Source organism: Chitinophaga sp. (assembly GCF_039596155.1).
Classification (GTDB): Bacteria; Bacteroidota; Bacteroidia; order Chitinophagales; family Chitinophagaceae; genus Chitinophaga.
This window is the reverse complement of record NZ_JBCNKF010000045.1, coordinates 1-26,506: the sequence shown is the minus strand read 5'-3', so window position 1 is coordinate 26,506 and position 26,506 is coordinate 1. Positions and strand designations below refer to the sequence as shown.

Below are 26,506 nucleotides of genomic sequence, written 5' to 3'. Positions count from 1 at the left end.
CGTATAGGCTGATCAACCGGGTATTGTTCGCGACGCGTCCTGCTTCCTGATTGAACTCCCTGCTGTTGTATAGGCTGATCAACCGGGCATCGTTTGCTGCTCCTCTTGATCCCTGATCCAGTTTTTGCCTTTCAACACCCTGGTCACCATCATCGCAGCCACGGTATCACCCGTCGCATTCAGCACTGTGGCCAGCGGGTCTACTAAAGTACCGACGATCATGACCGCTGGCAAAGCCGCCACCGGAAATCCATAAACAGACATTACAAGGAGCTCCCCGATGTACCCTCCATTGGGGACGCCTCCTTCCACAATACTTACAATCACTGTAATTCCCAGCGCCAGCAATATGGTGTCTACCCCTGAAAAATCCCTTCCATACAGCGCAAACACCACCCCGATTTTTACAATCGATGAAATACTGGACCCGTCTTTATGCAAAGTGGCCCCTAACGGCACCACGACATTGTTAATGCTCTCCGGTATCCTCATTTTCTTACCCGCTTCCAGGTTAGCCGGGATGGTAGCAATACTGCTACAGGACCCCAACGCCGTCAGAGAAGGCACAATATTATACCGCCAGTATAAAAGGATACCCTTCCAGCCGCCGGCCAGGAAAGCATAAAAGGTAAAGCCCGCAACGAAGTAAATAATCCCGAACCCGTAATAGATCTTCATGGAACTTGCATACGTTTTAAACAGCTGCGGACCCAGCTCAGCCACCTGGCAGGCAAAATATACCCCGAGACCCAGTGGTGCCATTATCATAATTATGTCCAGAAAGCTCTTCATCACCGCATTTGCGGACACCAGGAATTTCCTGAACGGTATTCCTGCGTCGCCCGCTTTCAGCGCCGCAAAACCTGTTAAAGCTGCAAATATGAGCAATGGCAACATGTTCTTCCTGGACAGAAGAGAAAAGAACTCTTCCGTAGTAAGCAACCGTACAATCTGATCCCCCCAGTTACCCGCATCCTTCATCTCCGGCAAAGACCCGGGTACAGATACAACGGCCTCCAGCGGGAATAGCCAGATAACCACTATCGTAAAGAACGCAGCGATCAATATCGTAACGAGAAATACCAGCGACATGGCAGACATGATCTTGCCGAGCTGTTGCCCCGCATCAATATTCGCAATCGCCGCACTAATGGCAAAAAATACCAGCGGCACCACCGCAATAAAGATCAGGTTCAAAAAAATATCCCCGACGGGCTTCAGGATCAGGACCTGTTTACCCAGGGTAAGGCCAAGGATACTACCGGCTATGATCCCTCCCAGCAAAAGCAGGATGCTGCTATAATTCTTTAATAATTGGCGCATATGGCTGTAATTTATAAAAAAAACAGCAGGGACAAAATCAGATCATCCGGGGGATAAAATCGTACCAAAGAAAAAATATTTCTATTTTTAAATGTAAAATTGACAATTATTACTATCTTGCTCTTCATGAAAGTGCACCCGTTGTGAAACTATATACCGTAACATTCCACATATTATGAACAAACTAGCCAATATTGACTACATCATTTTTGTAGTCTACTTTCTGGTAGTCGCTTCTTATGGATACTGGATTTACCTCCGGAAAAAGAAGGCCACTATGAGTACCAAAGATTTCTTCCTGGCAGAAGGATCTCTCACGTGGTGGGCCATAGGCGCATCCCTCATTGCTTCCAACATTTCTGCAGAACAGTTCATTGGTATGAGCGGCAACGGCTTCTCTGTCGGCATCGCTGTATCGGCTTATGAATGGATTGCGGCCGTAGCGCTTATTATTGTAGCGGTCTGGTTTATTCCTGTGTACCTGAAAAACAAGATCTACACCATGCCCCAGTTCCTTAAAACCCGTTATAATGAAACGGTGGCACTGATCATGGCGGTATTCTGGTTGTTCCTGTATGTGTTTGTCAACCTGACATCCATTCTTTTCCTGGGAGCACTGGCCATCAATAACCTGGTAGGGGCTGAGCATTTCCACATTATTATGGTAGCGCTGGCAGTATTTGCCTTGGTTATTACACTGGGAGGTATGAAGGTAATTGGTTACACAGATGTGATCCAGGTAATAGTGCTCATCATCGGTGGGCTGGCTACCACCTGGCTGGCACTCACTATGGTAAGTGAACACTTCGGTCTGGGCAGGGATGCCCTGGCTGGTTTCAATGCACTCATGAAAGATTCGCCGGATCACTTTGAGATGATCCTCAAGAAACCTGGTCCCGGCGCCTCCCAGGATTATATTAACCGTTATCTTTTATTGCCGGGTATCACGATTTACTTTGCAGGTCAGTGGATCATCAACCTGAACTACTGGGGCTGTAATCAATATATTACGCAAAGAGCACTGGGGGCGGATCTGAAGACAGCCCGCAATGGTATCCTGTTCGCCGGCCTTATGAAACTGATGATGCCTGTGATCGTGATGCTACCCGGTATTGCTGCCTACGTATTATATAAGAATGGCGGGCTGCAGGGCGAAATGGCGCCAGGTGGGCATTTCAATGCAGACAATGCTTATTCTGCGGTACTGACCTTCCTGCCAAATGGTTTGAAAGGCTTGTCTCTCGCGGCATTGACAGCGGCGATCGTGGCGTCTCTGGCGGGTAAGGCGAACAGTATTTCAACTATTTTCACACTGGATATTTACAAGAAATATATCAATAAAGAAGCCGACGAGAAAAAGCTGGTATGGACCGGCCGCGTTACAATCGTGGTGGCTATGCTGGTGGCAATTGCCTTTACATGGAATGACCTGTTAGGTATCGGTGGGGCAGGTGGTTTTACCTTCATCCAGAAATATACCGGCTTTATCAGTCCAGGTGTATTTGCAATGTTCCTGCTGGGTATGTTCTGGAAGCGTACGACTGGTGCGGCGGCAGTAGCAGGTATCGTGACCGGTTTTCTCCTGTCTGTTGTGTTCAATAACTATGCAGCGCAATGGTTTGGTCATGAAACATGGTTATATACCGCGTTCCTGAACAACAATGGCGTATATGAAATTCCATTCCAGATCTGTATGGGTTGGGCATTCTTCTTTACGCTGCTGGTGATGGTGATCCTCAGCCTGTTGGGGCCAAAGATCAATCCGAAAGCCTTCCAGCTGGATAAAGCTATGTTCAGGTTAGCACCGTCTACAATTGTGTTGATTGTATTGACCCTGCTCATCCTGAGTGCGTTGTACATCCGCTTCTGGTAAGTTTTTATTTAGTCTCTACAAGCTGTATGAACTCTCAGTAATTTTTGCAGATTACAGCTATTCAATAACGTGAACTATGATATCGAAGGTCGAATTCATTCGACCTTTTTTTTATGTTTGTACAGATAGTCCATTAGTTACAGATAACAATGAGTTGCCCGGCAGTGTGCTTATCCGGACTACCGGGTATAAGGAGTCATTCTTTTGCCAGCGTAGCTATTTATCCGAGTTTCAATTCTTTTATCGTGTTATTTCCCGGCAGATCGGTCGCAATAATTTTCACTTTTCCACCAGCAGGCAAACTCTCTGCTGTATAATACCAATCCACGAAGTTCCTGTCTCGTGTAGCGTTCCCCTTCTCCAGTATTTTCCCAGCCCGGTTCAATACCTGTACTGCCACTTCTGCTAACCGGAATTCATTCTTTGCGTTCACGATGATAGTAAGATTTTTTACCTGCACATCCTGTACTTCAGGTGAGGTATATGCATCCTTAATCGCCATATTGTAAGCACTCTGTCCCGGTCCTGCCTTGCTCTTATAATAATCCTTCAGCTCCGCATCGCGTAGTACAGCCCTTGCATATCCTGCTGCTACTTCCAGCTTTTCCCGGGCAGCCCGCTGCCCTGGTGTGGGTTTCTTTCCTGATTTTTCTCGTTTCTTCGCCATTATGATCTGGCCGTTCCTTTCATAGATAGTGATCTGATCACCGATGGTGCCCCGTACGAATTGAAATAACAGGTTGTCTTTTACCAATGCCATAACAAACAATTTGATTCAATATACCGAATAGCCACCAACCATGGAACAATATCCTGTCAGCTTCGTTACCATTTGAGTACTAATACATCACTAACTGATCACCAGAAGTGCACCTCAATATCGATTGGATATACAGGTGCACTTCTGGTGTACTTATGGTGCACTGTTAATGTAAGGTTGGTAACATCGCTGATATATAGTTGAAGTAAAGCGGTTATAAGGGCGCCATTTCATGCCGTTCCTTACTTTCTCCGGGAACGATTGCGTAAATAAACACGTGCAATTAGTTGTTCATTAGAAAATTAGCCGTTAAAATTGTTGAAGGAGCATGAACAACAAGGTGGGACATTTTTGTAGCAGTTACCCGATATTCTCCGATCGTTCTATCAACCACAAGCACACGTCTATGAAATAGATAACAGATACTAAACATTGAATTCCACTTATGAAAGGATTATTATTCTTCATGACCATCCTCCTCGGGTGTATGGAGGTGTTTGCCCAGTCGAATCAGATCTCCGGAACAGTTACCAGCAAAGAATCAGGCGATAAACTGCCGGGGGTAACCGTCCGTATTAAGAATACCAGTACGGGTACCCAGACTGATGCCGACGGACAATTTCATCTCAAAGTTCCTGATGGACAAACGGTCTCCCTGGTGTTTACCTATGTAGGGTACCAGGCACTTACAGTGAACGCTTCGCCGGCAACGGCCGTGAAAGCTCAGTTACAACTCTCGAACGCCAACATGAACGAAGTTGTGGTAGTGGGGTATGGTACGGTATCTAAAGGCAACTTTACCGGTTCCGCTTCCAGCATCAATGCCCAGAAAGAATTGAAAGATGTGCCTGCCAATACCGTGGCGGAAGCACTCGCCGGGCGGCTGGCCGGTGTGCAGGTGACCACCACTGAAGGCAGACCAGGCGCAGATATCCTGATTCGCGTACGGGGCGGTGGCTCAATCACACAGGACAATTCACCACTCTACATTGTGGATGGGATCCAGGTGGAAAATGCATTGTCCTTACTCTCCCCACAGGAAATACAAAGTATCGATGTGCTCAAAGATGCCGCATCTACTGCCATTTACGGCGCCCGCGGCGCAAATGGTGTGGTGATCATCACGACTAAAGGCGGAAAGGATATGCCCACCCGTGTGAGCTACGATGGCTATATGGGCGTTCGCAGCATCGTCAATCAGTTGCCGGTGCTTTCTCCTTATGACTATGTAAAGTACCAGTACAAACTCTACAACTACCAGACCGACGATGATACCCGGAAAGCCTTCAGGGACAAATATGGCAGATGGGATGACCTGGAACTGTACAAACAGGTGCCTGCTACCGACTGGCAACAGGAAGTGTTCGGCCGCGACGCGATCAACAATACCCATTCTGTTGCGGTAACAGGTGGAAACAAAACGACCTCCTTCAACCTTACGCTGAACAATACTTCAGAAGATGGCATTATGCTGGAATCCGGTTATCGCCGTACCATGGCCGCCTTCCGATTTGATCATACTGCCGGCAAAAGACTGAAACTGGGGATCACTACCCGCTACAGCCGTCAGCGGGTCGATGGGGTAGGCACCAGTGCCACCGGCTCTCAGGGCACCAACCGCCTTCGCAATGCCGTACGCTATAAACCTTTCATTGCCCCCGGTGACGAAGATGTGGTAGACGTATTCGATCCGGAATATGCCAACCTCACTAACCTTACTAACCCCGTACTGCTCGCGCACAATGAACTGAAATACGATTACCGCAACGATGCTAACCTGAACGGATATCTGAATTTTACTATCCTGGACGGACTCACTTTCCGCAGTGTGGTCGGCTTTACCAGTACGGGTACGCGCACCAACACCTACAATGGATATGTTACTTCCATAGCACGTTCCAATGCCGATATGCCCGTTGTAACCATTGCTACCGGTGAAACAACCACTTTCACGAATGCTAATACACTCACCTATAGCAGGACCTTTAAAAACCTACACCAGGTAGACCTGCTGGCAGGACAGGAAATCTACATGCTGAAAGGGAATACCCTGAGCACTACCGTAAAATGGATACCTGTCGACCTGACGCCTGACCAGGCTTTTGCCGGTATTCAAAAGGCGACACCACCTACCGGGCAGATACAGGATCCACCTGCTACCGCCCTGACGCAAAACCGGCTGATCTCTTTCTTTGGCAGGGCCAACTATGGATATAACAACAGGTACCTGGCCACAATGACCCTGCGCTACGATGGATCTTCCCGGTTCAATTATGAGAACGGATTTGCGGCATTCCCATCAGTGGCCCTGGCATGGCGCGTGTCGCAGGAGAATTTTATGCGGAATGTTCGCTGGTTGTCCGACCTGAAATTACGTGGTACCCTGGGTACCGCAGGCAACAACCGCATCTCCGAAGACCTGTTTAAAACCATGTATGGTACCAGTACCAGCTCGTATGCATTTGATGAATCGGTTACTCCCGGAACAGCACCTTTATCACTCGCCAACCCGAAACTGAAATGGGAAACGACCGTATCCCGCAACCTTGGTCTGGACATCGCCATACTCGATAGCAGGATCAGTGCCTCCTTCGATTATTACCATAACAATACCAGGGGCTTGTTACTCGGCGTACAGATACCACCCACCACCGGGTATAATGCCCAGATCCAGAACGTAGGGAAAACCCAGAATAAGGGGGTGGAATTGCAGATAGCAGCTGTTGTGATCAACCGGAAGAAAATGAGTTACAATGTGTCTTTCAACATTGCGGCAAACAGGAATAAGATTGTGAGCCTGGGTACAGATCCTGCAGGGGCACCCCTGAAATCTTATTATGCACAATCCGGATGGGTGAATAGTCTGAACGACTTCCTGGTAGAAGTAGGCAAGCCGGTGGGACAGTTCTACGGCTATGTGACAGATGGTTATTACCAGGTAGATGATTTCAATTACGATGCCACTGCCCAACGCTATACCCTGAAATCAGATGTGCCGAATACCAGCGCCGTTGCATTGGGAAGCCGCGAGGCGCAACCTGGAGACCTGAAGCTGAAAAAGCTTTCTAAAGATAATACGATGAATGTGGGACTGAACGACCGGCAGGTATTGGGGAATGCTCAACCCAGTTTCTTTGGTGGTCTTAACCAACAGTTCACCTACAGGGGATTTGATGTGAGTGTCTTCGTGAATTTCTCTTATGGCAACAAAGTGTACAATGCGAATAAGATCGAGTTTACCACCACCTATCAATACAAGGATAATAACCTGCTGAAAGAAATGAAAGATGCCTGGAAATGGTATGACGGCAATGGTGCATTGGTGACCGATCCCGATGCCCTGAAAACCCTGAACAGGGATACAAAGTACTGGTCTGCGCCGGCAGGTAATTACTTCCTGCATTCCTATGCGATTGAGGATGGCTCCTTTATCAGGATCAGTAATGTGACTATCGGGTATTCCCTGCCTGCCTCCTGGCTGAAGAAAACACACGTCTTCTCCCGTTTCAGGGTCTTTGCCACGGTCAACAACCTGCACACATTTACAAAGTATTCCGGCTATGACCCAGAGGCGAATACCCGCCGTTCTAACCCCCTCACACCGGGTGTGGATTATGCCGCCTACCCGAGAAGCCGTTTCATACTGGGTGGTGTCAACGTTTCTTTTTAATGGATTAATCTCTTTCATGATGTACCCATACATACGTTCAATTATCATACTATTCTTTTTTGCAACAGTGTTCAGCGCCTGCAAAAAATTCCTGACGGTCGAGAACCCGTCTACCATATCGCAGGAAGCGGTGTTTAACAGTGTGTCAAACACAAATTCCGCTGTCATTGGTATTTATGCCATGTTGATCGGGGATAATGGATATGGTAACCGTCTATCCTGTTTGTTCCCGCAGTCTGCCGATGATTTCAAAACCTCTGGTGATTACAGTCCTGACGACAGGCGAGGCATCAGCACCTATGGTGCCAGTGCCGGGAACAGTGACTTGCCCAACCCTTTCAACCAGTTGTTTAAAGGAATAGAGCGGGCAAACATCTGTATCAGATATATCCCGCTATCCAGGCTGTATACCAGTGGTACTGCTACGGAGCAGGCCCAGATGAGAAAAATGTATGGGGAGGCCCTGACATTGCGCGCGCAGTTCTACTTCGAGGCATTGCGTAACTGGGGAGATCTGCCTGCACAACTGGTACCTGCCGCTGATCTGACAGATATGTACCAGGCACGGACAGACAAGGATACGATCTACCGGCAGTTGCTGGACGACCTGGCTGTAGCGGAAGAGTTAGTACCCTGGAGAACGGAATCGCCCGATCAGAATTTAAGACTGACCAAAGGCGCTGTAAAAGGACTCAGGGCAAGGATCGCACTGGCAGTGGGCGGCTATTCCCTGCGTACTACGCCACATGTAATGGCGAGAAGGGAGGACTATAAGAAATTCTACCAGATCGCTTATGACGAATGTGCAGATATCATGGCGCATCCGGAGCAGCATAGCCTGAACCCGGTGTACGAGAATATTTTCAAATCCCTGCATACAGGCACACGCACAGACAATGCGCATGAACTGATCTTTGAGATCGGGGCCTATGGTGGCAATGCCAGTACAGATAGTAAGCTGGGGTATTACAATGGGTTGAAGCATCATACTTCCTCCCGCTTCGGTGGAGGTGGAGGTGGTATCAATGCATTGCCGGTTTATTTTTACGAATTTGACTCTATTGGTGATTGCCGCCGGGATGTAACGATCAACCTGTTTGAAATAGATGCGAACAGTCAGAAGATAGCGGCGACAGCGAGTGCACTGACGGATGGTAAGTACCGTCGTTCATGGACAAGCATTACCGGTACATCGCAGAATCTGGCGATCAACTGGCCGATCCTGCGTTTTGCTGATATCCTGCTCATGTATGCGGAGGCGGACAATGAACTGAATGAAGCTCCCTCTGCCAGGGCGCAGGACGCACTGTTGCAGGTGCAAAAACGGGCCTATGCAGGCCACCTGGACCGCCTGCCGGCTATACCGCAGGATAAACAGGGATTTTTTGAGGCACTGGTACATGAACGCCTGCTGGAATTCGGCGGAGAAGGGATCAGAAAATATGACCTGATCCGGTGGAACCTGCTGGCGACAAAGATTACGGAGACGAGGAATAAGCTGAGACAGTTTGTAAATGGAGAAGGCAGGTATGCCAATGTGCCATTGTACCTGTATGCGAAGGCGGCGCCTTATAGTATTACAAATTCTGTGGATGAGACCCAGACACTGGACCTGTACGGGGGGCCTGTATCACAGGTCATGTTTCAGCCGGGTTTAGGTGCTTCTGCTGCACCCGCCGGCTATAGCGTAAAGAACTGGCGAACTGCCTGGACGGAGGATAACCTTACCGGTGCCAGAAAGGGGTACGCCATTTACTTTGAGGCGAATAAAAAAGAGTTGCTTCCTATTCCATTAGATGCCCTGAATGCGAATTACAAACTGGTACAAAATGAGGGCTACTAAAATGATTCTTATGCGTTATGTAATATTTTTTCTGCTCACCGGCCTGTTGGCCTGTAATAAAAAGGAGGAGGCACTTCGCCTGAGCCGGCAGTTTATGCCATCGGGCGATATCGTGGTGAGTACAGCAGATACACTGGCTACATTGACCTGGAAGGCGGCATTATTTACGACTGGAGCGGCGGCAACATATACGGTAGCCGTTTCACAGGATTCCACCTTTGCCACCACAGCATATACATTTACAACAGATACCACGGGGATTCGTATCTCAGAGAGATACCTGGCCGTACGCAAAAAGTATTATGCCCGTGTCAGGACGGATGGGAGGGATACGGCCAGTTCTTCCAATTGGGTGTATAGTAAAGGCTTTACGATTACCGGGGAGCAGTTGTTGCTGCCGATAGCGGATAGTAACCTGATCGATAAATCAGTGATCCTGTTGTGGAAAGGGACAGAAGGTCTTACAAAACTGGTCTTCACAAGTGAAAGCGTTACACGTACCGTGAGTTTATCCGCTGAACAGAGCATGGGTGGGAAGCTACAGGTAGACTCATTACAACCGTTCACGACGTATACGGTAGAGATCTTCAAAGACCAGGTGAGTAAGGGAATCCTGACCTTTACGACCAGGGCAGCTGTAGCTACCGGTCCGCATGTGATAGACCTGACAGGGATAACAGGTGTACCTTCCATATTGCAGGATACCTTATCTAAGGTAGGGGCGGGGAGTATCATTATCCTGAAGCGGGGCGAGAGGTATAATATCGACCTGGCAACAGAGATTGGTAAGGCCGTATCTTTCGTGAGTGAGAACAGTTTTAATACGCGGTTGCCTTTGATCTATTTTACGAATAATTTCAATGTGACGGCGGGGAGTGTGATCGATTCGGTCGTATTCAGGGGACTGACGTTAAGAAGTAATGATTATGCTGCGAGGTATGTGATCAATGCCAGCAATGTGGCGACGATCGGGAAGATCCTGTTTGAAGACTGCCATGTGGAGATATTCAGGGGAGTGGTCAGGTTGCAGACAGCGGCAGCAGGCGGTACACAGGTACGTAGTTTTATGTTGAATAACTGTGTGGTGGACAGTATTTCGAATTACGGGGTGGTGAATGTAGACAATGTGGCATGTGCGGTGCAGGATATTACAATTCAGAATAGTACGTTGTACAAGCTGGAGAAGGTGGTGACGAGTAAGCAGAATTCCAATTCGGTGGTATTGAGCAATTGCACCATCAATGAGGCACCGCAGGGTGGAGGATCGGCCTACCTGGTGGATTATAGTCAGTCAGCTACGAACAATATCACGGCCGGTATCAGTCTGAAGAGTTGTATAATCGGGGTGGGCAGGAGTAATAGCGGGAATACAACAGTCAGGGGAATCCGGGCAAATGCGGCAACGCTGATCAGTGTGAGCAGCAGTTATAATACTTCGGATTATGTGGTGGCTGGTAATGCAATAGCAGGGTTGACGGTGTATAGTGGTACGGCAGGCGATTTGTGGAAGGATCCGGCAAATGGGAACTTTACGATAAAGGACAATGGATTTGCGGGCAGATCTACGGCAGGAGATCCGAGGTGGTGGTAGGATAGGGGGAATGAGAAAATCCCTGTTTTTATTTTCTACCTTCGTCTTTTATCCAAAGAACGCATATGAAACGGGCATTTATTTTCGACATGAACGGCACAATGATAGATGATATGGAATATCATGTACATGGCTGGTTTAACATCCTCAATGACGACCTTGGCGCCAACCTGTCGCGTGAGGCTGTAAAACGGGAGATGTACGGCAAAAACCAGGAGGTTCTGATCCGTATCTTCGGCAAAGAAAAATTTACTGACGAACAAATGGACCAGCTGGCACTGGAAAAGGAGCGTCGTTACCAGGAAGCCTACCTCCCTCACCTCAGCCTGATCCCCGGATTACAGCATTTCCTGGATCAATCCCGGGACCTGGGTATTCCTATGGGCATAGGAACGGCGGCTATACCCTTCAACGTAGACTTCACCCTTGATAATTTACACATCAGGTCTTACTTCAGGACAATCATCACCGCCGATGATGTTACAGATAGTAAGCCGCATCCGGAAACTTTCCTGAAGGCTGCTGAAAGAATGGGCGTACAACCGGAGGACTGTATTGTATTTGAAGATGCACCCAAGGGGGTAGAAGCCGCGCAGCATGCAGGTATGAAGGCGATTGTGATCACCACTATGCACACGAAGGAGGAGTTTTCCGCCTACAGTAACATCATCCGGTTCATCAGCGACTACACGGAACTTGATCCGTCTGGCCTGTAAAAGGGTGATCCCTGGCTTCAAAAAATACTCAAGTCACCGTCAAAACGCTTTTGCCCTACGGCAAAAGCGTCTTACATTTAGCACAACTTCCGGAGAATTCTGCCTTAAAACCGCTACAGTACTTAATGTTGCAGGAATAAAAAAAGTTGATAAAAATAATTGTAAAATTGACATTTAATTTTCTATATTGCATTCATATTAGCGCTATCAATATCACTAAATGCTGGGAATATCGACGGGGAGTTTTATATTAGCAGAATTAAACACCAGGAAAGTATGACACGTTATTCCCGGCAAACCCGGATGCTGATAGCAGTAGACTGTATAATTTTCGGTTTTGACGGACAGGATCTTAAGCTCTTGCTTATCAAGCGTGGATTTGAACCGGAAAAAGGAAAGTGGAGCCTCATGGGTGGCTTTGTACAGGCAGATGAGGGCCTTGAAGAGGCGGCGACCCGTACACTGACCAAACTGACAGGACTGGACGGCGTCTATATGGAGCAATTAAATGCCTATGGCGGCCCTAACCGCGATCCTATGGAGCGAACCTTGTCTGTAGCTTATTATGCCCTGATCGACATCAATCAGTACAAACAACAGCTGAGCGATGAGTACAAGGCGGAATGGTTCCCGCTGAAGGAGGCTCCAAAGCTGATTTTTGACCATGCTCAGATGGTATCCGAGGCACTGGCACGTTTACGTTACAAGGCAGCTATCCATCCGCTGCTATTTGAACTGTTGCCGGCTAAGTTTACAATCCCGCAGTTGCAGATTCTTTTTGAAGCGGTCTATGATGCCGGCTTTGACAAAAGGAACTTCAGCCGTAAAGTATTGTCTACAGGCTTACTGATCAAACAAAAAGAAAAAGAGAGGGCTACTTCCAAAAGGGGAGCATTCTATTACAAGCTGGATAAAAGAAAGTACAGCGCCAAATTCCACGCCTTCCTCAACTTCGTTTCCGATCCGGGTAATCTTAAGTAGGTGGTTTAACAACACCTTCAGGGATCCGGAAAGTTTACTCAGTAAAAATCACAGAAAATGACAGATATGAGCCCCACTCATATCGTCTTTTTTTACCACGTCTTATAAATGTCAAACTGACAATAAAGTATTTGTTTATTTTTCAATTAAAAACAACTTTCCGCTGCCCCCGGCTGTTGGAAAGGGCAGATCGTTATGGAACATTCATATGTCATAGGTGTTGACTTCGGCACCGACTCAGTCCGCTCCCTTGTTGTAGATACGCAGACCGGCCAGGAAGCCGGCAGCGCTGTGTACTTTTACCCCCGCTGGAAAAAAGGGCTTTATTGCGATCCCAGCATCCAGCAATACCGTCAGCACCCTAAAGATTATCTGGAAGGGCTGGAAAACAGTATCAGGGATGCCCTGCAGCAATGTCCTGCCGGCACTGCCGCCAGGGTAAAGGGTATTGCCGTAGATACTACGGGTTCCACGCCCGGTCCTGTTAACGAACAAGGTACTCCGCTCGCATTGCTGCCGGGTTTTGAAGAAAATCCCAACGCCATGTTCGTGCTGTGGAAGGACCATACTGCCAACTCGGAAGCGGCCCTGATTAACGACATCGCCCATAGCAATGGCCAGGATTATACTGCCTACAGTGGTGGTATTTATAGCAGCGAATGGTTCTGGGCCAAGATCCTTCATGTGGTACAGGAAGACCCGGCTGTCAAAACAGCTGCTGCTGCATGGGTGGAGCATTGCGACTGGATCCCTGCCGTACTTACCGGCAATAACAGCGTGGATACTTTGCTGCGCAGCCGTTGTGCTGCCGGCCATAAAGCCATGTGGAATGCTACCTGGAAAGGGTTGCCTCCAAAGGAATTCCTCAATAAACTGAACCCTGTTCTTGATAAATACGACCAGATGTACACGGACACAGTGGATGCCACTGTTCCCGCAGGTACTATCAGTGCAGAATGGGCTGCCAAATTAGGACTGCCTGCTGATGTGGTGATCGGCACCGGTGCCTTCGATGCCCATATGGGAGCAGTTGGCGGCGGTATCCGTCCTTACTCGCTCTGTAAGGTGATTGGTACCAGTACCTGCGATATCCTGATTGCACCGCTGGAAGAAACAAATGATAAACTGGTAAAGGGTATCTGCGGACAGGTAGATGGTTCTGTGGTACCTAACATGCTTGGTCTGGAAGCAGGTCAATCTGCTTACGGTGACATTTTTGCCTGGTTACGTAAACTGATCATGGGGCCGTTATATGACCTGTTGCCGGAAGACAAAGAGAAACTGGCAGAAGTGGAAGGAAAACTCCTCGGGTATCTTTCCAAACAGGCAGAACAATTGCCATTACGTGATAACGACCCTATTGCCATGGACTGGTTCAATGGTCGTCGTACACCTGATGCAAATCATACAGTCAAGAGCACTATTACCGGTCTCCACCTGGGAACAGATGCTGCCCAGCTGTTCAAAACTTTGGTAGAGGCGGCTGCCTTCGGTGCAAAAGCGATTGCTGAGCGTTTTGTAAATGAAGGAATTCCGATTCAGGAAGTAATTGCGCTGGGTGGTGTGGCAAAGAAGTCAGGCTATGCTATGCAGGTACTGGCGGATGTGATGAACAGGCCGATCCGTATCGTGAACAGTGAGAATGCGTGTGCATTGGGTGCGGCTATGTTTGCCGCGGTGGTAGCAGGTGTGCATCCAACAATTGATGCGGCGCAGGCGGCGATGACTTCAGGATTTGAGACAACCTGGTTCCCAAGAGAGGAGAACGTAGGCTACTATGCCAGTCGTTATGAGCGGTTCAAAGAGATAGGAACGTTTACAGAGCAATTGTACAAGTAGGCTGTCGCACCAGTTAATGAGGGTAAAAAGCAGTCAGGCTGTAAAGGAGACACTTTTGTTCGGGAAGTGCAGGTAAATGAAACCGTTCAGTTACCGAAGTGCAGTACAGGAGTAACTTTTACAGGAAGTGCGGTTACCCTTCGGGAATCCGGCAAACTTGTACAGGAAATAAATTCATAGAAACAGGCGCGTTCACAGAAAAACAATACAAATGAGCCATCCATACAAGGACCTCCAGGAGCAGGCCTACCTTGCAAACATGCAGCTCCCGGCTTTGGGGCTGGTGCTCTTCACCTTTGGCAATGTCAGTGTAGCTGACCACGCAGCCGGGGTGTTTGCCATCAAACCGAGCGGTGTGCCTTATAACCTGCTCTCTCCGGAGAAAATGGTGATTGTCGACTTCGATGCAAACAATGTGACGAACAACGGAAGACCATCGTCCGACACCAAAACCCATGCAGTTCTTTACAAACACTGGGCACATGTAGGCGGTATCGTGCATACACACTCTACCTATGCCACTGCATGGGCACAGGCACAGCGGGATATTCCAATTTATGGAACGACACATGCAGATCATCTGACCACCGATGTGCCTTGCGCGCCGCCGATGCACGATGATATGATCAAAGGGAATTATGAGCATGAGACCGGCTTCCAGATCATGAATTGCCTGAATGAGCGGAAAATGTCTTACGAGGAGATTGAAATGATCCTGGTGGGCAACCACGCGCCATTTACCTGGGGCAAAACAGCGGACAAAGCGGTTTATAACGCTGCGGTGCTGGAAGAGGTCGCGAGAATGGCGTACCTCACAGAAACCATCCGTCCTTCCTGTCCGCGATTGAAGGATTCGCTGATCAAAAAGCATTTTGAACGTAAACATGGTCCGGATTCTTATTACGGGCAGCAGTAAATGAACTGGAGAGAAGTACGCTAAGGTGGGTGAGGAACATAAGCAATCAGCAGGCAGTTGACAGCTACGACTGCCGGTAGTTAAGTTGTCCATCTCTGACTGTTCAGCAGATAACGTACATCCCGTTCCAAAATGAATTGTCTGAGACGTTCCGTGACCCATGTTCACAACAAATGTCGTCGTCAATAAAACGAACGACCTGAAAAAAACTAATCACAAAAAATTCAATAGTATATGATACAGCTGAAGCAACTTGAAGCCTGGTTCGTGACCGGTAGCCAGCACCTTTACGGAGAAGAGACCCTGCAGCAGGTAGCGGCCCATTCACAAGCCATTGCTGCCGCCCTGGATGCTGATCCCAGTATCCCTGTTAAGATCGTATTCAAGCCAACTGTAAAAACGCCGGATGAGATATATGCCATCTGCCAGGAAGCCAACGCCGCTAAAAACTGTATCGGTGTAATCGCCTGGATGCATACGTTCTCTCCTGCTAAAATGTGGATCAGGGGCCTGAAGATATTACAGCGCCCTTTATTACACCTCCATACCCAATTCAACAGAGACATTCCCTGGGGAGAAATCGATATGGACTTTATGAACCTGAACCAGTCAGCTCATGGTGACAGGGAGTTCGGTTTCATGATGTCCCGCATGCGCATCGAGCGCAAAGTGGTATGTGGTCACTGGCAGGATCCTGAGGTGATCGGAGAACTGAACACCTGGCTGAGAGCGGCTGCAGGTTGGTTCGACTGGCAGGGTGCTAAATTTGCCCGTATCGGCGATAACATGCGCGAAGTGGCTGTAACGGAAGGGGACAAAGTAGAGGCTGAATTACAGTTCGGTTATTCCGTAAACGGATACGGAGTCGGCGACCTGGTCGCATTCGTGAACCAGATCTCTGATGCTGCGGTAGACAAACTGGTAGCGGAATATGCGGAAGTATATAAACTGGGTGCCACACTGGTGAAAGGTGCTGCACAACATGCTTCCCTGCGGGATGCTGCAAAGATCGAACTGGGTCTGCGCGCGTTCCTGGAAGATGGTAATTTCAAAGGTTTCACCGACACTTTCCAGGACCTGCATGGCCTGGTACAACTGCCGGGTATCGCTGTACAACGCCTGATGGCAGATGGTTACGGCTTTGGCGGTGAAGGTGACTGGAAAACAGCAGCCCTGGTAAGAGCGGCGAAAGTAATGGGTGCCGGACTGCCGGGTGGTAACTCCTTCATGGAAGACTATACTTACCATTTCGATCCGTCTAACAGGCTGGTGCTGGGTGCACACATGCTGGAGATCTGTTCTTCTATCGCTGATGGCAAGCCTAGTGCTGAAATTCACCCGTTGGGTATTGGTGGTAAGGCTGATCCTGTAAGACTGGTATTCAATGTAGATGCGGGTCCGGCTATCAATGCATCATTGATTGACCTGGGTAACCGTTTCCGTTTGCTTGTAAATGAAGTGGAAGCAGTGAAGCCGGTGGCTGATCTGCCTAAACTGCCGGTGGCAAGAGTGCTGTGGAAACCTTTGCCGGATATGCGTACGGGCTGTGCGGCATGGATCCAGGCAGGCGGTGCGCACCATACAGTGTACAGCCAGAACCTGGGTAGTGCACATATGCAGGACTTTGCGGACATGGCGGGTATTGAGTATGTGAAGATTGGAAAGAATACTGATCTGTATCAGTTCAGAAATGAGCTGAGATGGAATGATGCGATTTATTTGCTGAAGGGACAGAAGTAAAGTCAATTCGGGTTGTTAACAGTGGAAAGGTGAAATCAGTTGTTGCTGTTAGCAGGTAACAGCAGAAGTCCTTTTTTGCTGATGACGGCTTATTAGCGATAAAATTACAAGTTTATAGACTATAAAAATTGGCATAACGCCATAGATGACGTGGAATACCAAAGGCTGGAATCTTCCAGCCTTTCAATTTTTATTAAATAGTATCTTTTGTTGATTTAGCTGCAGCTGACAGCGTCCTTAGAGTGTCTCCCAATTCCGCACCAGCTCCTCTACCAGCGTTTGCCCACTCGTCCATTCCCCCAGGTTACTCTCTGCATTAATATGGCCTGCTTCTCCCAGGTTCACAAAACGGCTTCCCCACGATTCAGCATACTTCTTCTGCCTTTGCAGGCTCGCATACTGATCATTTGTACTCGACACTACAATGCTTTTAAAAGGTAAAGGCTGTAAAGGCGCCGGCGCAAAGCTCCTGGCTGCTGAAGGAAAGTCCGTTCGGTCGGCATCCGGAGGGGCTACCAGCAGTGCTCCCCTGATCTTTAGTTTCGTGTGTTGTGCCCAGTGAGCCAGGGCAAGACATCCCAGGGAGTGTGCTGCGATCACTACATCGGGACCGGCTTTTGCCACGGCATCCTCGATATTATTGATCCAGTCTTTTAGTTCGGGTTCATCCCAATTGTTCTGTTCTATTCTCTTAAAACCTGGCAGGTTCTCCCATATTGTCTGCCAGTGCTGCGGGCCTGATCCGTTCAATCCCGGAGCAGTTAAAACCTGTACTTCTTCCATAATGCAATAAGACTCTTTTTAGTAACCCCCGATAGAGTAGTTTGTTGGCAAGTCATACAATGTACGGAAAAGGAGGGAATATTAAACGTTAAAAATGCGGGTTTAGCCCTCCAAAAAGTGTAAATTTCTTCTGATTCCGGTGTATTTCGATCGTTTCATGGGCGAATGTTTAAAAATTCGTTTGAATTCTTCTTCGGTCAGTTCTTCCCAGTCTTTCGTCGTAAAGTTCAATATTTCGGGTATCGGTGTAAACTCTACCGTTTTGTTCGGTTTTGAAAAGCGGTTCCAGGGGCACACATCCTGGCAGGTATCACACCCAAACATCCAGTTGTCAAACTGTCCCTGCATTTTCTCCGGAATCAGTAACTCTTTCAGTTCTATTGTGTAGTAAGAAATGCAGCGGCTGCCGTCTACCACACCTGGGGCTACCAGTGCTCCTGTGGGGCAGGCATCGAGGCACCGGGTACAGGAACCGCAATAATCCCCTACAGGATTATCGTACACCAGTGCTATATCAGTAATGAGGGTCGCGATAAAGAAAAAAGAACCCGCCTGCCTGTGAATCAGGTTCCCGTTTTTCCCCAGCCATCCCAGGCCACTCTTCTGTGCCCAGGCTCTTTCCAGCACCGGTGCCGAGTCTACAAAGCCGCGTCCACTTACCGCGCCGATGGTTTCCTGCATACGGGCCAGCAGGGTATTGAGTTTTGCTTTGATCACCTCATGGTAGTCCTTGCCATATGCATATTTTGAGATCCGGGGTGCATCCGCTACCTGTTGTTCTGAGGGGTAATAATTCAATAACAGCGTGATCACTGACTGTGCATTGTCTACCAGTTTACGGGGGTCAATGCGCTTGTCAAAATGATTCTCCATGTACTTCATGTTCCCATGCATACCCTTATTCAGCCACGTTTCCAGTCTCCTGGCGTCATCATCCAGCTGTACAGCGCGTGCAATGCCGCAATGGTCAAACCCCAGATCCGCTGCCTGCGCCTTTATGAAAGCTGTATATGTTTCGACTGATTGCATGTTAACCGCAAGTTAAAGAAAAATGATTTTTTTTATGGAAAAGCTAAGTTTACATATCTTCATTTATGTAAATTATAACCTATTACCTTAGTTACCTAATGTATGCGACCACAACAAGTCGGAGCGTTCCCCATCGCCCTCATCCTGGGTTGTCTATTTTCATTGAGCACGTTTTCCCAGGACAGAATTAAATTTGGTAAAGTTGATCCGAAAGATTTCAGCAAAACTGGTTTTGAGAAGGATACAGGGGCCCATGCGGTGATTCTCTCTGATGTGGGCGAAGCATCGTTTGAATCAGACAGGACAAATGGCCTGGTATTGCAGTTTAAACGGCATACCCGTATCAAGATCGTTGACAAGAACGGCTATGATGCTGCTACCATAAAAATTCATTATTACAAGGGGGAGACAGACGAAATTAAGCTGAAAGACATCAAGGCGACTACTTATAACCTGGAAGGGACTCAGGTGGTAGAAACGAAGATGGACAGTAAGAGTATTTTCACGGATAAGATCGACAAAAAAGGGGAAGTGGTGCAGAAGTTCACCCTGCCTGCCGTGAAGGAAGGAAGTATCATCGAATACACTTATACCATCGTTTCTCCTTATAAAATGCACCTGCACACATGGGCTTTCCAGAGTACAGAGTATCCCACTTTGTACAGCAGGTATGAAGTGACGGTACCGGAATTTTACGAGTATATCTTCCTGCGTTCCGGTTATGTGCCCATTAAGGAGAATAAGAGTGTGGGGCATCAATCCTTTACGATCGCCCAGGATGACGAAAATTCGTATGGTGGAAAAACCGGTCACACCTCTTTTTTCAACATCAATTCGGGTACCAATATCTATAAGTGGGAAGCAGAAAATGTGCCTGCGCTCCGGGAGGAAGAATTCACGACCAGCATATGGAACCACGTATCTATGATCCAGTTCCAGCTCTCGGCCTACCGGTATCCTGATCAGCCGGTAAAGCCGGTATTAGGTACCTGGGAGAAACTGTATGAGGAGATGAACAAATCTGAGTCTTTCGGTGAAGGGCTGGGCAAGAACAATCCGTTCCTGGGTGATAAGGTCGATGAGCTGACAAAAGGATTGAAGGATGACACGGCAAAGGCAAGGCGCATTTACAATTATGTAAGAAGCAATTTTACCTGTAACAGCCACGATGACCTGTACTTATCCAAGTCATTGAAAACTACCTTCACTTCTCACAACGGGAACGATGCGGACATCAACCTGCTGCTGGTGGCAATGCTGCGTAAAGCGGGACTGAATGCTCACCCGGTGATCCTGAGTACCCGTGATAACGGCGTAACCTATGAGATGTATCCGCTGGTGAATAGATTCAATTACACAATTGCAGCGTTAAATACAGATTCATCCTGGTACTTCCTGGATGCATCAGAGCCTTACCTGGGCTTTGGCCGCCTGGATTATACCTGTTACAACGGACATGCAAGGATACTTTCCCCCGAGGTGGTTCCCATCTCCCTGGATGCAGACGGTTTGCTGGAAGCCAAGAGTACCTTTGTCGTGCTAACCGGTGATAGCGGTAAGATCAAAGGCTCGTTTTCACAGAAGCCAACTTATTACGAATCCTGCAAGATGCGTTCAGATATAGTGAAGAATGGCAGGGCTGCTTATTTCAAATCATTGCCGAATGCCTTCGCTATGGAGACAACGATATCCAATGGTGAAATGACGGATGTCGATGATTACGAGGTCCCATTACAGGTGAAGTATGATCTCGAAATGAGCCCCGATGATGAAGGGATGTTGTATATCAACCCCATGCTGTCAGAAGCGTATAAGACTAATCCATTTAAATCGCTGGAGCGTCATTATCCGGTGGAAATGCCCTACCTGTTAGACGAAATGTACACGCTGAACCTGACCATACCGGAAGGATATGTAGTGGAAGAACTGCCTAAATCTACAATGGTAAAACTGAACGAAGAGGAAGGATTGTTCCAGTACCTGATTCAGCAAACTGAGAACACTGTTCAGTTCCGTTCCCGGATTAAGCTGAACCGGGCGGTATTTCCTGCAGACGATTATACTACCCTGCGTGATTTTTTTGATATGATTGTAAAAAAACAATCTGAACAAATTGTACTGAAAAAGAAAGCATAACCCATGTTCTATAAAAAGATTGGACTGGCATTGATACTCCAGGGATACCTGTTGCCGTCGCAGGCAACCGGGGTGGAGTATATGGCTGGCGCTATACCTGGAAATCTGAAGGAAATTGCCCTTGCAAAAAATCACGGTTGCGGGTCAGGCACGGAAGCAAAGATACCTGCAGGAGCCTGTGGGGAAGCGCGAAACCGGCTCACACCAGGTGGTTTGTTACCATTACCTGCCATGAGGGGTACACCTGTGAAAGACCTGGATTATCCTGCTGTTACTATACCGGATAGCCTGAAAGGGGACGCACATGCTGTAAAGCGCATGGAAGAACTGACTGTGAAGCTGGTGAATCCGGGGGAAGTACGCATTAACCATCACTATGTCATCACTGTGCTGGATGCAAAAGGAGATAAATACGCCGTTATTCGCGAATATTATAATAAGCTGAGAGACGTGCGGTCCATCAAGGCACGTTTGATAAACGCGCTTGGTATGGAAGAGGCCAGGTTAAAGCAAAGTGATGTATCGGATGTAAGTGGAGTGGGCGACGAGGCCCTGATGTCTGATACCCGGTATAAGCTATACCGGTTCAACTGTAAGATATATCCGTATACGGTAGAGATAGAAACTGAAGTAAGGCTCAATCACGCTTTTTACCTACCCGGATGGACACCGCAGGAGGACGAAAATTATTCAGTGGAACGATCAAAGCTGACGGTAATTGTCCCTAACGATTATACACTTCGTTATAAAACATTTCTTTATAACGGTGAGCCTGTAGTGATAAATGAAAAGGACAGCCGTAGCTATTCCTGGGAAGTAAAGGGTATGAAGCCTATGCCGGAAGAAGAATTTGTTCCGGAAGATTATGAGCGGACGACCACCGTCATGCTGGCGCCTTCTTACTTTGAAATGCAGGATTATAAGGGCAATATGAATACCTGGGAAGAGATGGGGCATTTTGTGTATGTCCTTAACCAGGGTCGGGACGCGTTGCCTGATCACATAAAGAAAGTGGTGCATGAACTGACAGATGGTAAATCTGATAAAGAGAAGATAGATATTCTTTACCGTTATTTACAGCAGCATACCCGTTATATCCTGATCACACTGGGTATTGGCGGTTTGCAGACATACGACGCCAATTACGTGGCGACCAGGGGGTATGGCGATTGTAAAGCCCTGTCGAATTACATGGTGGCGCTGCTGAAGGAGGCGGGCGTAACGGCAAACCATGTGCTGGTGCAGGCAGGCGAGGCAGATACGCAGCTGGTCGAGGATTTTCCCAGTACACAGTTTAACCACATGATTGCCTGTGTACCTGATAAAAATGATACTACATGGCTGGAATGTACCAGTCAGACCTTGCCAACGGGCTACCTGAGCAGCTTCACGGCTGGCAGACCGGTATTGGTTGTAGCAGACAAGGGCAGTAAACTGGTACGTACACCCACCTATGGTCTGGATCAGAATGTAAAGTTATGTCGTATTACAGCGACGGTTGCAGAGACGGGCGATATGCTGGTGAATATCAATACACATTCTACTGCGTTGATGCAGGATGATGTACAGGATATGATCCATTCATTGTCTCACGATAAGATCATGGAGAAACTGCGGGAGGATCACCTGATGCCAAGTTATGACGTCAATAAATACGAGACCAGGGAGATTACGGGGGCAATACCAGCGGTAGATGAAGAGATGGAGATCAATGCACATAGTTATGCGACGGTAAGTGGGAAGCGTATGTTCCTGGAACCGAACCTGCTAAGTAAGGCGACGGCTAAACTGGAGACGGTCACACCACGTATGTCGCCGGTAAATATCGATTTCCCTTATAAAGAGGTGGATTCAGTAATTATCACGATTCCCGCCGGTTATGTTTCTGAGTCGGTACCACAACCTGTTACGCTCAGGAGTAACTTTGGCGATTATACGTCGATTATAAAGGTGAAAGACAATCAGATTGTTTATATAAGAAGTTATAGTCAAAAGGCGGGAATGTATCCGGCAAAAGAGTGGGTGAATTTTGCGGCGTTTAATAATGCGGTGTATAAGGCGGATAGATCGAGGATTGTGTTGGTGAAGCAGTAATAACGCCAGAACCTGAAATAATTGCAGTTAAATGCCCGGGAAGCTGTTAAAAAAGCAGTTCCGGGCATTTTTTTATGCCATAATATCGCATTATAATACTTGGAGCAGAGTTTGATACATATTCCGTACATGCGAAGCGCATGAAATACTAACAAAAGGAGAAACTATAACTATATGAATTTGAACAACTTCACCATTAAATCGCAGGAAATACTGCAAAAGGCCCAACAGCTGGCCTTCAATAACCAGCAGCAGGCCATCGAAACAGGGCACTTGCTGAAGGCATTGCTTAATGATGAGGATAGTGCGATTGAGTACCTGTTGAAGAAGAACGACGTCAATACAAATTTCCTGGAGGCTAAACTGGACGACCAGATCAATAAATATGCGAAAGCAAGCGGCGAAGCCGGACAGGTGCTGAGCCGGGATGCAAACAATGCCATGCTGAGAGCTGGCTCGAGCATCAAAGAATTTAAAGACGAGTTTGTGAGCGTGGAGCACCTGTTGCTCGGACTGCTGGGTGGTAGTGATGATACTGCCAAACTGCTGAAAGATGCAGGTTTGACAGAAAAGGGATTGAAAGCTGCCATTGTAGAACTGAGAAAAGGTAGTACCGTGAACTCCCAGACTGGTGGTAACCAGTTCAATTCTTTGCAGAAATATGCCAAGAACCTGAATGAACTGGCGCAGGCCGGCAAACTGGACCCTGTGATCGGCCGTGATGAGGAGATCAGGCGTACCCTTCATATCCTGAGCCGCCGCTCTAAGAACAACCCCATCCTGGTGGGAGAACCGGGCGTAGGTAAAACCGCTATCGTAGAAGGGCTGGCACACCGTATTATAAATGGCGACGTGCCTGACAACCTGAAATCCAAGATCATCTATGCGCTGGATATGGGTAGCCTGATGGCAGGTGCCAAATACCGGGGTGAGTTTGAAGAAAGGCTGAAAGCGGTGATCAAGGAAGTGACAGAAAGTGATGGACAGCTGATCCTGTTTATCGATGAAATCCATACCCTGGTAGGTGCCGGAGCGATGGAGGGTGCCATGGACGCGGCAAACATCCTGAAGCCGGCACTGGCCCGCGGTGAACTGCGTGCAATAGGAGCAACCACACTGAATGAATATCAGAAGTATTTTGAGAAAGATAAAGCCCTGGAACGCCGTTTCCAGAAGGTAATGGTCGATGAGCCGGGTGTGGAAGATGCAATTTCCATCCTCCGTGGTTTGAAAGAGCGTTACGAAAGCCATCACCATGTATTAATCAAGGATGAGGCGATCATTGCAGCCGTAGAATTGTCTCACAGGTACATTACGGACCGTTTCCTGCCTGATAAGGCAATTGACCTGATCGATGAAAGTGCGGCAAAATTAAGGCTGGAAATGAACTCTATGCCGGAAGAGCTGGACGAACTGGAGAGAAGGATCCGTCAGCTGGAAATTGAAAGAGAAGCAATTAAAAGAGAGAATGACGAGGACAAGTTGCGTGAACTGAATGGAGAGATCGCCAGACTGGGAGAACAAAGAAGTACTTTCAAGGCGAAATGGCAGGAAGAGAAAGAGATTGTAGACAAACTGCAGAATGCGAAAGGTGCGATAGAAAACCTGAAGCAGGAAGCGGAGCAGGCGGAAAGAAACGGGGAATATGGACGTGTGGCAGAAATTCGCTATGGCAAGGTGAAAGAGCAGGAAGAGCTGATTGCAAAATATACAGCTGAATTAAACGAAATGTCTACAGACCATAAGCGCCTGCTGAAGGAAGAAGTAGATGCAGAAGACATCGCGGAAAACGTGGCAAAAGCGACAGGTATTCCGGTGCACAGGATGATGCAGAGTGAAAGGGATAAATTACTGAAACTGGAAGATGAATTGCACAAGCGGGTGGTAGGACAGGAAGAAGCGATTATCGCGGTATCTGATGCGATCCGCAGGAGCCGTGCAGGTTTACAGGATCCTAAGAAGCCGATTGGTTCCTTTATTTTCCTGGGTACAACCGGTGTGGGTAAGACTGAGCTGGCGAAGGCACTGGCAGAGTACCTGTTTGACGATGATACTATGATGACGCGGATAGATATGAGTGAATACCAGGAGAAACATGCGGTAAGCAGACTGGTAGGAGCGCCTCCGGGATATGTGGGATATGATGAAGGTGGTCAGTTGACCGAAGCGGTGAGACGTAAGCCATATTCCGTAGTATTGTTAGATGAAATAGAAAAAGCGCATCCGGATGTATTTAATATCCTGTTGCAGGTGCTGGATGATGGCCGCCTGACAGATAACAAGGGCCGTGTGGTGAACTTTAAGAACACCATTATCATCATGACGAGCAATATGGGTAGTAATATTATCCAGGAGAACTTTGAGAAGATAGATGAGCGGAACAGGGAAGATGTGGTAGAAAGTACAAAGGCAGAGGTGATGAATTTGCTGAAGCAGACCATCCGGCCGGAGTTCTTAAACCGTGTGGATGAAGTGATTATGTTCCAGCCTTTATTGCGCAGTGAAATTAAAGGAATAATTAACATTCAGTTGCAGCAGTTGAAGGACATGGTAGCACAGAATGGCATGATATTGGAATTCTCTGACTATGCACTTGAGTATCTGGCCGTGCAGGGTTATGATCCGACATTTGGTGCAAGGCCGTTGAAACGCCTGATCCAGAAAGAGATTATCAACCTGCTGAGTAAGAAGATACTGGCAGGGGATATAGACAAGAGCAGGCCGGTATTGGTGGATGTGTTTGATGGGGTTGTAGTGATCAGGAACCAGACACCGGTAACTGCTTAAACTGACAATGTGACGAGTGCTTATGTGATAGAAGAGATGTAAAAAGCATTATTCAAATACGACGATATACAGTTACGAATACCCGGGTAATTCTTTGCCCGGGTTTTTTGTGCGAAATAGGCGCCTGTATCTGAACTTCGGGCACATGAATGGTTTGGTGGGTGTTTGTTAAAGGGCCTTTATTTGAGTTTTCCGACAGACGAACGGTTTGGCTGGTGTTTGCCAAGGTGCCAGTATTTAAGTTTCAGGTCACATGAATGGTTTGGTTGGTGTTTGTTAAAGGGCCTTTATTTGAGTTTCCTGACAGACGAACGGTTTGGTGGGTATTTGCCAAGGTGCCTGTATTTAAGTTTCAGAGTGCATGAATGGTTTGGCTGTTGTTTGTTAAAGGGCCGTTATTTGAACTTCCCGACAGACGAACAGTT

The 26,506-nt window shown here is 47.8% G+C and carries 16 protein-coding genes; 12 read left to right on the top strand and 4 right to left on the bottom strand.

What is annotated here, in order from left to right; all coding sequences use genetic code 11:
* Positions 1-78: 78 nt before the first annotated feature.
* Positions 79-1,323, bottom strand: a complete 1,245-nt coding sequence (locus ABDW33_RS29185) for a dicarboxylate/amino acid:cation symporter (RefSeq protein ID WP_343693629.1) — start codon at positions 1,321-1,323, stop codon at positions 79-81.
* A gap of 175 nt (positions 1,324-1,498) precedes the next feature.
* On the opposite strand from ABDW33_RS29185, the gene ABDW33_RS29180 reads away from it, so the two are divergent.
* A complete protein-coding gene (locus ABDW33_RS29180; protein WP_343693628.1) occupies positions 1,499-3,196 on the top strand; it encodes a sodium/solute symporter in 1,698 nt (565 codons plus the stop codon).
* Positions 3,197-3,416: 220 nt separating this feature from the next.
* On the opposite strand, the gene ABDW33_RS29175 is transcribed toward ABDW33_RS29180, so the two are convergent.
* Positions 3,417-3,956 carry a hypothetical protein gene (locus ABDW33_RS29175; RefSeq protein ID WP_343693627.1) on the bottom strand — a complete coding sequence of 180 codons (540 nt, stop codon included), beginning with the start codon at positions 3,954-3,956 and terminating at the stop codon, positions 3,417-3,419.
* Between the two features lie 445 nt (positions 3,957-4,401).
* Here ABDW33_RS29175 and ABDW33_RS29170 point away from each other — a divergent pair, with 445 nt between their 5' ends.
* The 8 genes from ABDW33_RS29170 (at position 4,402) to araA (ending at position 17,252) form a co-directional block, all read left to right on the top strand.
* Positions 4,402-7,626: a TonB-dependent receptor gene (locus tag ABDW33_RS29170; protein ID WP_343693626.1), complete on the top strand. Its 3,225-nt coding sequence runs from the start codon at positions 4,402-4,404 to the stop codon at positions 7,624-7,626.
* A gap of 16 nt (positions 7,627-7,642) precedes the next feature.
* Positions 7,643-9,469 carry a RagB/SusD family nutrient uptake outer membrane protein gene (locus ABDW33_RS29165; RefSeq protein ID WP_343693625.1) on the top strand — a complete coding sequence of 609 codons (1,827 nt, stop codon included), beginning with the start codon at positions 7,643-7,645 and terminating at the stop codon, positions 9,467-9,469.
* Between the two features lie 10 nt (positions 9,470-9,479).
* The gene (locus tag ABDW33_RS29160; RefSeq protein WP_343693624.1) at positions 9,480-11,060 is read left to right on the top strand and encodes a DUF5123 domain-containing protein; all 1,581 of its coding nucleotides are present in this window, start codon (positions 9,480-9,482) and stop codon (positions 11,058-11,060) included.
* Between the two features lie 65 nt (positions 11,061-11,125).
* Complete coding sequence (locus tag ABDW33_RS29155; protein WP_343693623.1) at positions 11,126-11,776, top strand: HAD family phosphatase; 651 nt, start codon at positions 11,126-11,128, stop codon at positions 11,774-11,776.
* A gap of 276 nt (positions 11,777-12,052) precedes the next feature.
* The gene (locus tag ABDW33_RS29150) at positions 12,053-12,757 is read left to right on the top strand and encodes an NUDIX domain-containing protein (RefSeq protein ID WP_343693622.1); all 705 of its coding nucleotides are present in this window, start codon (positions 12,053-12,055) and stop codon (positions 12,755-12,757) included.
* Positions 12,758-12,952: 195 nt separating this feature from the next.
* Positions 12,953-14,596, top strand: a complete 1,644-nt coding sequence (locus ABDW33_RS29145) for a ribulokinase (protein ID WP_343693621.1) — start codon at positions 12,953-12,955, stop codon at positions 14,594-14,596.
* Positions 14,597-14,807: 211 nt separating this feature from the next.
* Positions 14,808-15,512, top strand: a complete 705-nt coding sequence (araD, locus tag ABDW33_RS29140) for an L-ribulose-5-phosphate 4-epimerase AraD (RefSeq protein ID WP_343693620.1) — start codon at positions 14,808-14,810, stop codon at positions 15,510-15,512.
* 234 nt (positions 15,513-15,746) lie between these two features.
* Positions 15,747-17,252: an L-arabinose isomerase gene (gene araA / locus ABDW33_RS29135; protein WP_343693619.1), complete on the top strand. Its 1,506-nt coding sequence runs from the start codon at positions 15,747-15,749 to the stop codon at positions 17,250-17,252.
* A 237-nt stretch (positions 17,253-17,489) separates the two neighbouring features.
* Here the strand turns inward: araA and ABDW33_RS29130 are convergent, their stop codons facing one another.
* Together ABDW33_RS29130 and queG are read right to left on the bottom strand one after the other, a co-directional pair.
* Positions 17,490-18,035 (bottom strand): alpha/beta fold hydrolase, encoded by a 546-nt coding sequence (locus ABDW33_RS29130; RefSeq protein ID WP_343693618.1) that lies wholly within the window; start codon positions 18,033-18,035, stop codon positions 17,490-17,492.
* A 102-nt stretch (positions 18,036-18,137) separates the two neighbouring features.
* Positions 18,138-19,064, bottom strand: a complete 927-nt coding sequence (queG, locus tag ABDW33_RS29125) for a tRNA epoxyqueuosine(34) reductase QueG (protein WP_343693617.1) — start codon at positions 19,062-19,064, stop codon at positions 18,138-18,140.
* Between the two features lie 102 nt (positions 19,065-19,166).
* Here queG and ABDW33_RS29120 point away from each other — a divergent pair, with 102 nt between their 5' ends.
* The 3 genes from ABDW33_RS29120 to clpB all read left to right on the top strand — a co-directional run bounded on the left by ABDW33_RS29120 (position 19,167) and on the right by clpB (position 26,081).
* Complete coding sequence (locus tag ABDW33_RS29120) at positions 19,167-21,200, top strand: DUF3857 domain-containing protein (RefSeq protein ID WP_343693616.1); 2,034 nt, start codon at positions 19,167-19,169, stop codon at positions 21,198-21,200.
* A gap of 3 nt (positions 21,201-21,203) precedes the next feature.
* Positions 21,204-23,294: a DUF3857 domain-containing transglutaminase family protein gene (locus ABDW33_RS29115; protein WP_343693615.1), complete on the top strand. Its 2,091-nt coding sequence runs from the start codon at positions 21,204-21,206 to the stop codon at positions 23,292-23,294.
* A gap of 174 nt (positions 23,295-23,468) precedes the next feature.
* Entirely contained in the window at positions 23,469-26,081 is a 2,613-nt protein-coding gene (gene clpB, locus ABDW33_RS29110; protein WP_343693614.1) for an ATP-dependent chaperone ClpB, read from the top strand.
* Positions 26,082-26,506 lie beyond the last annotated feature (425 nt).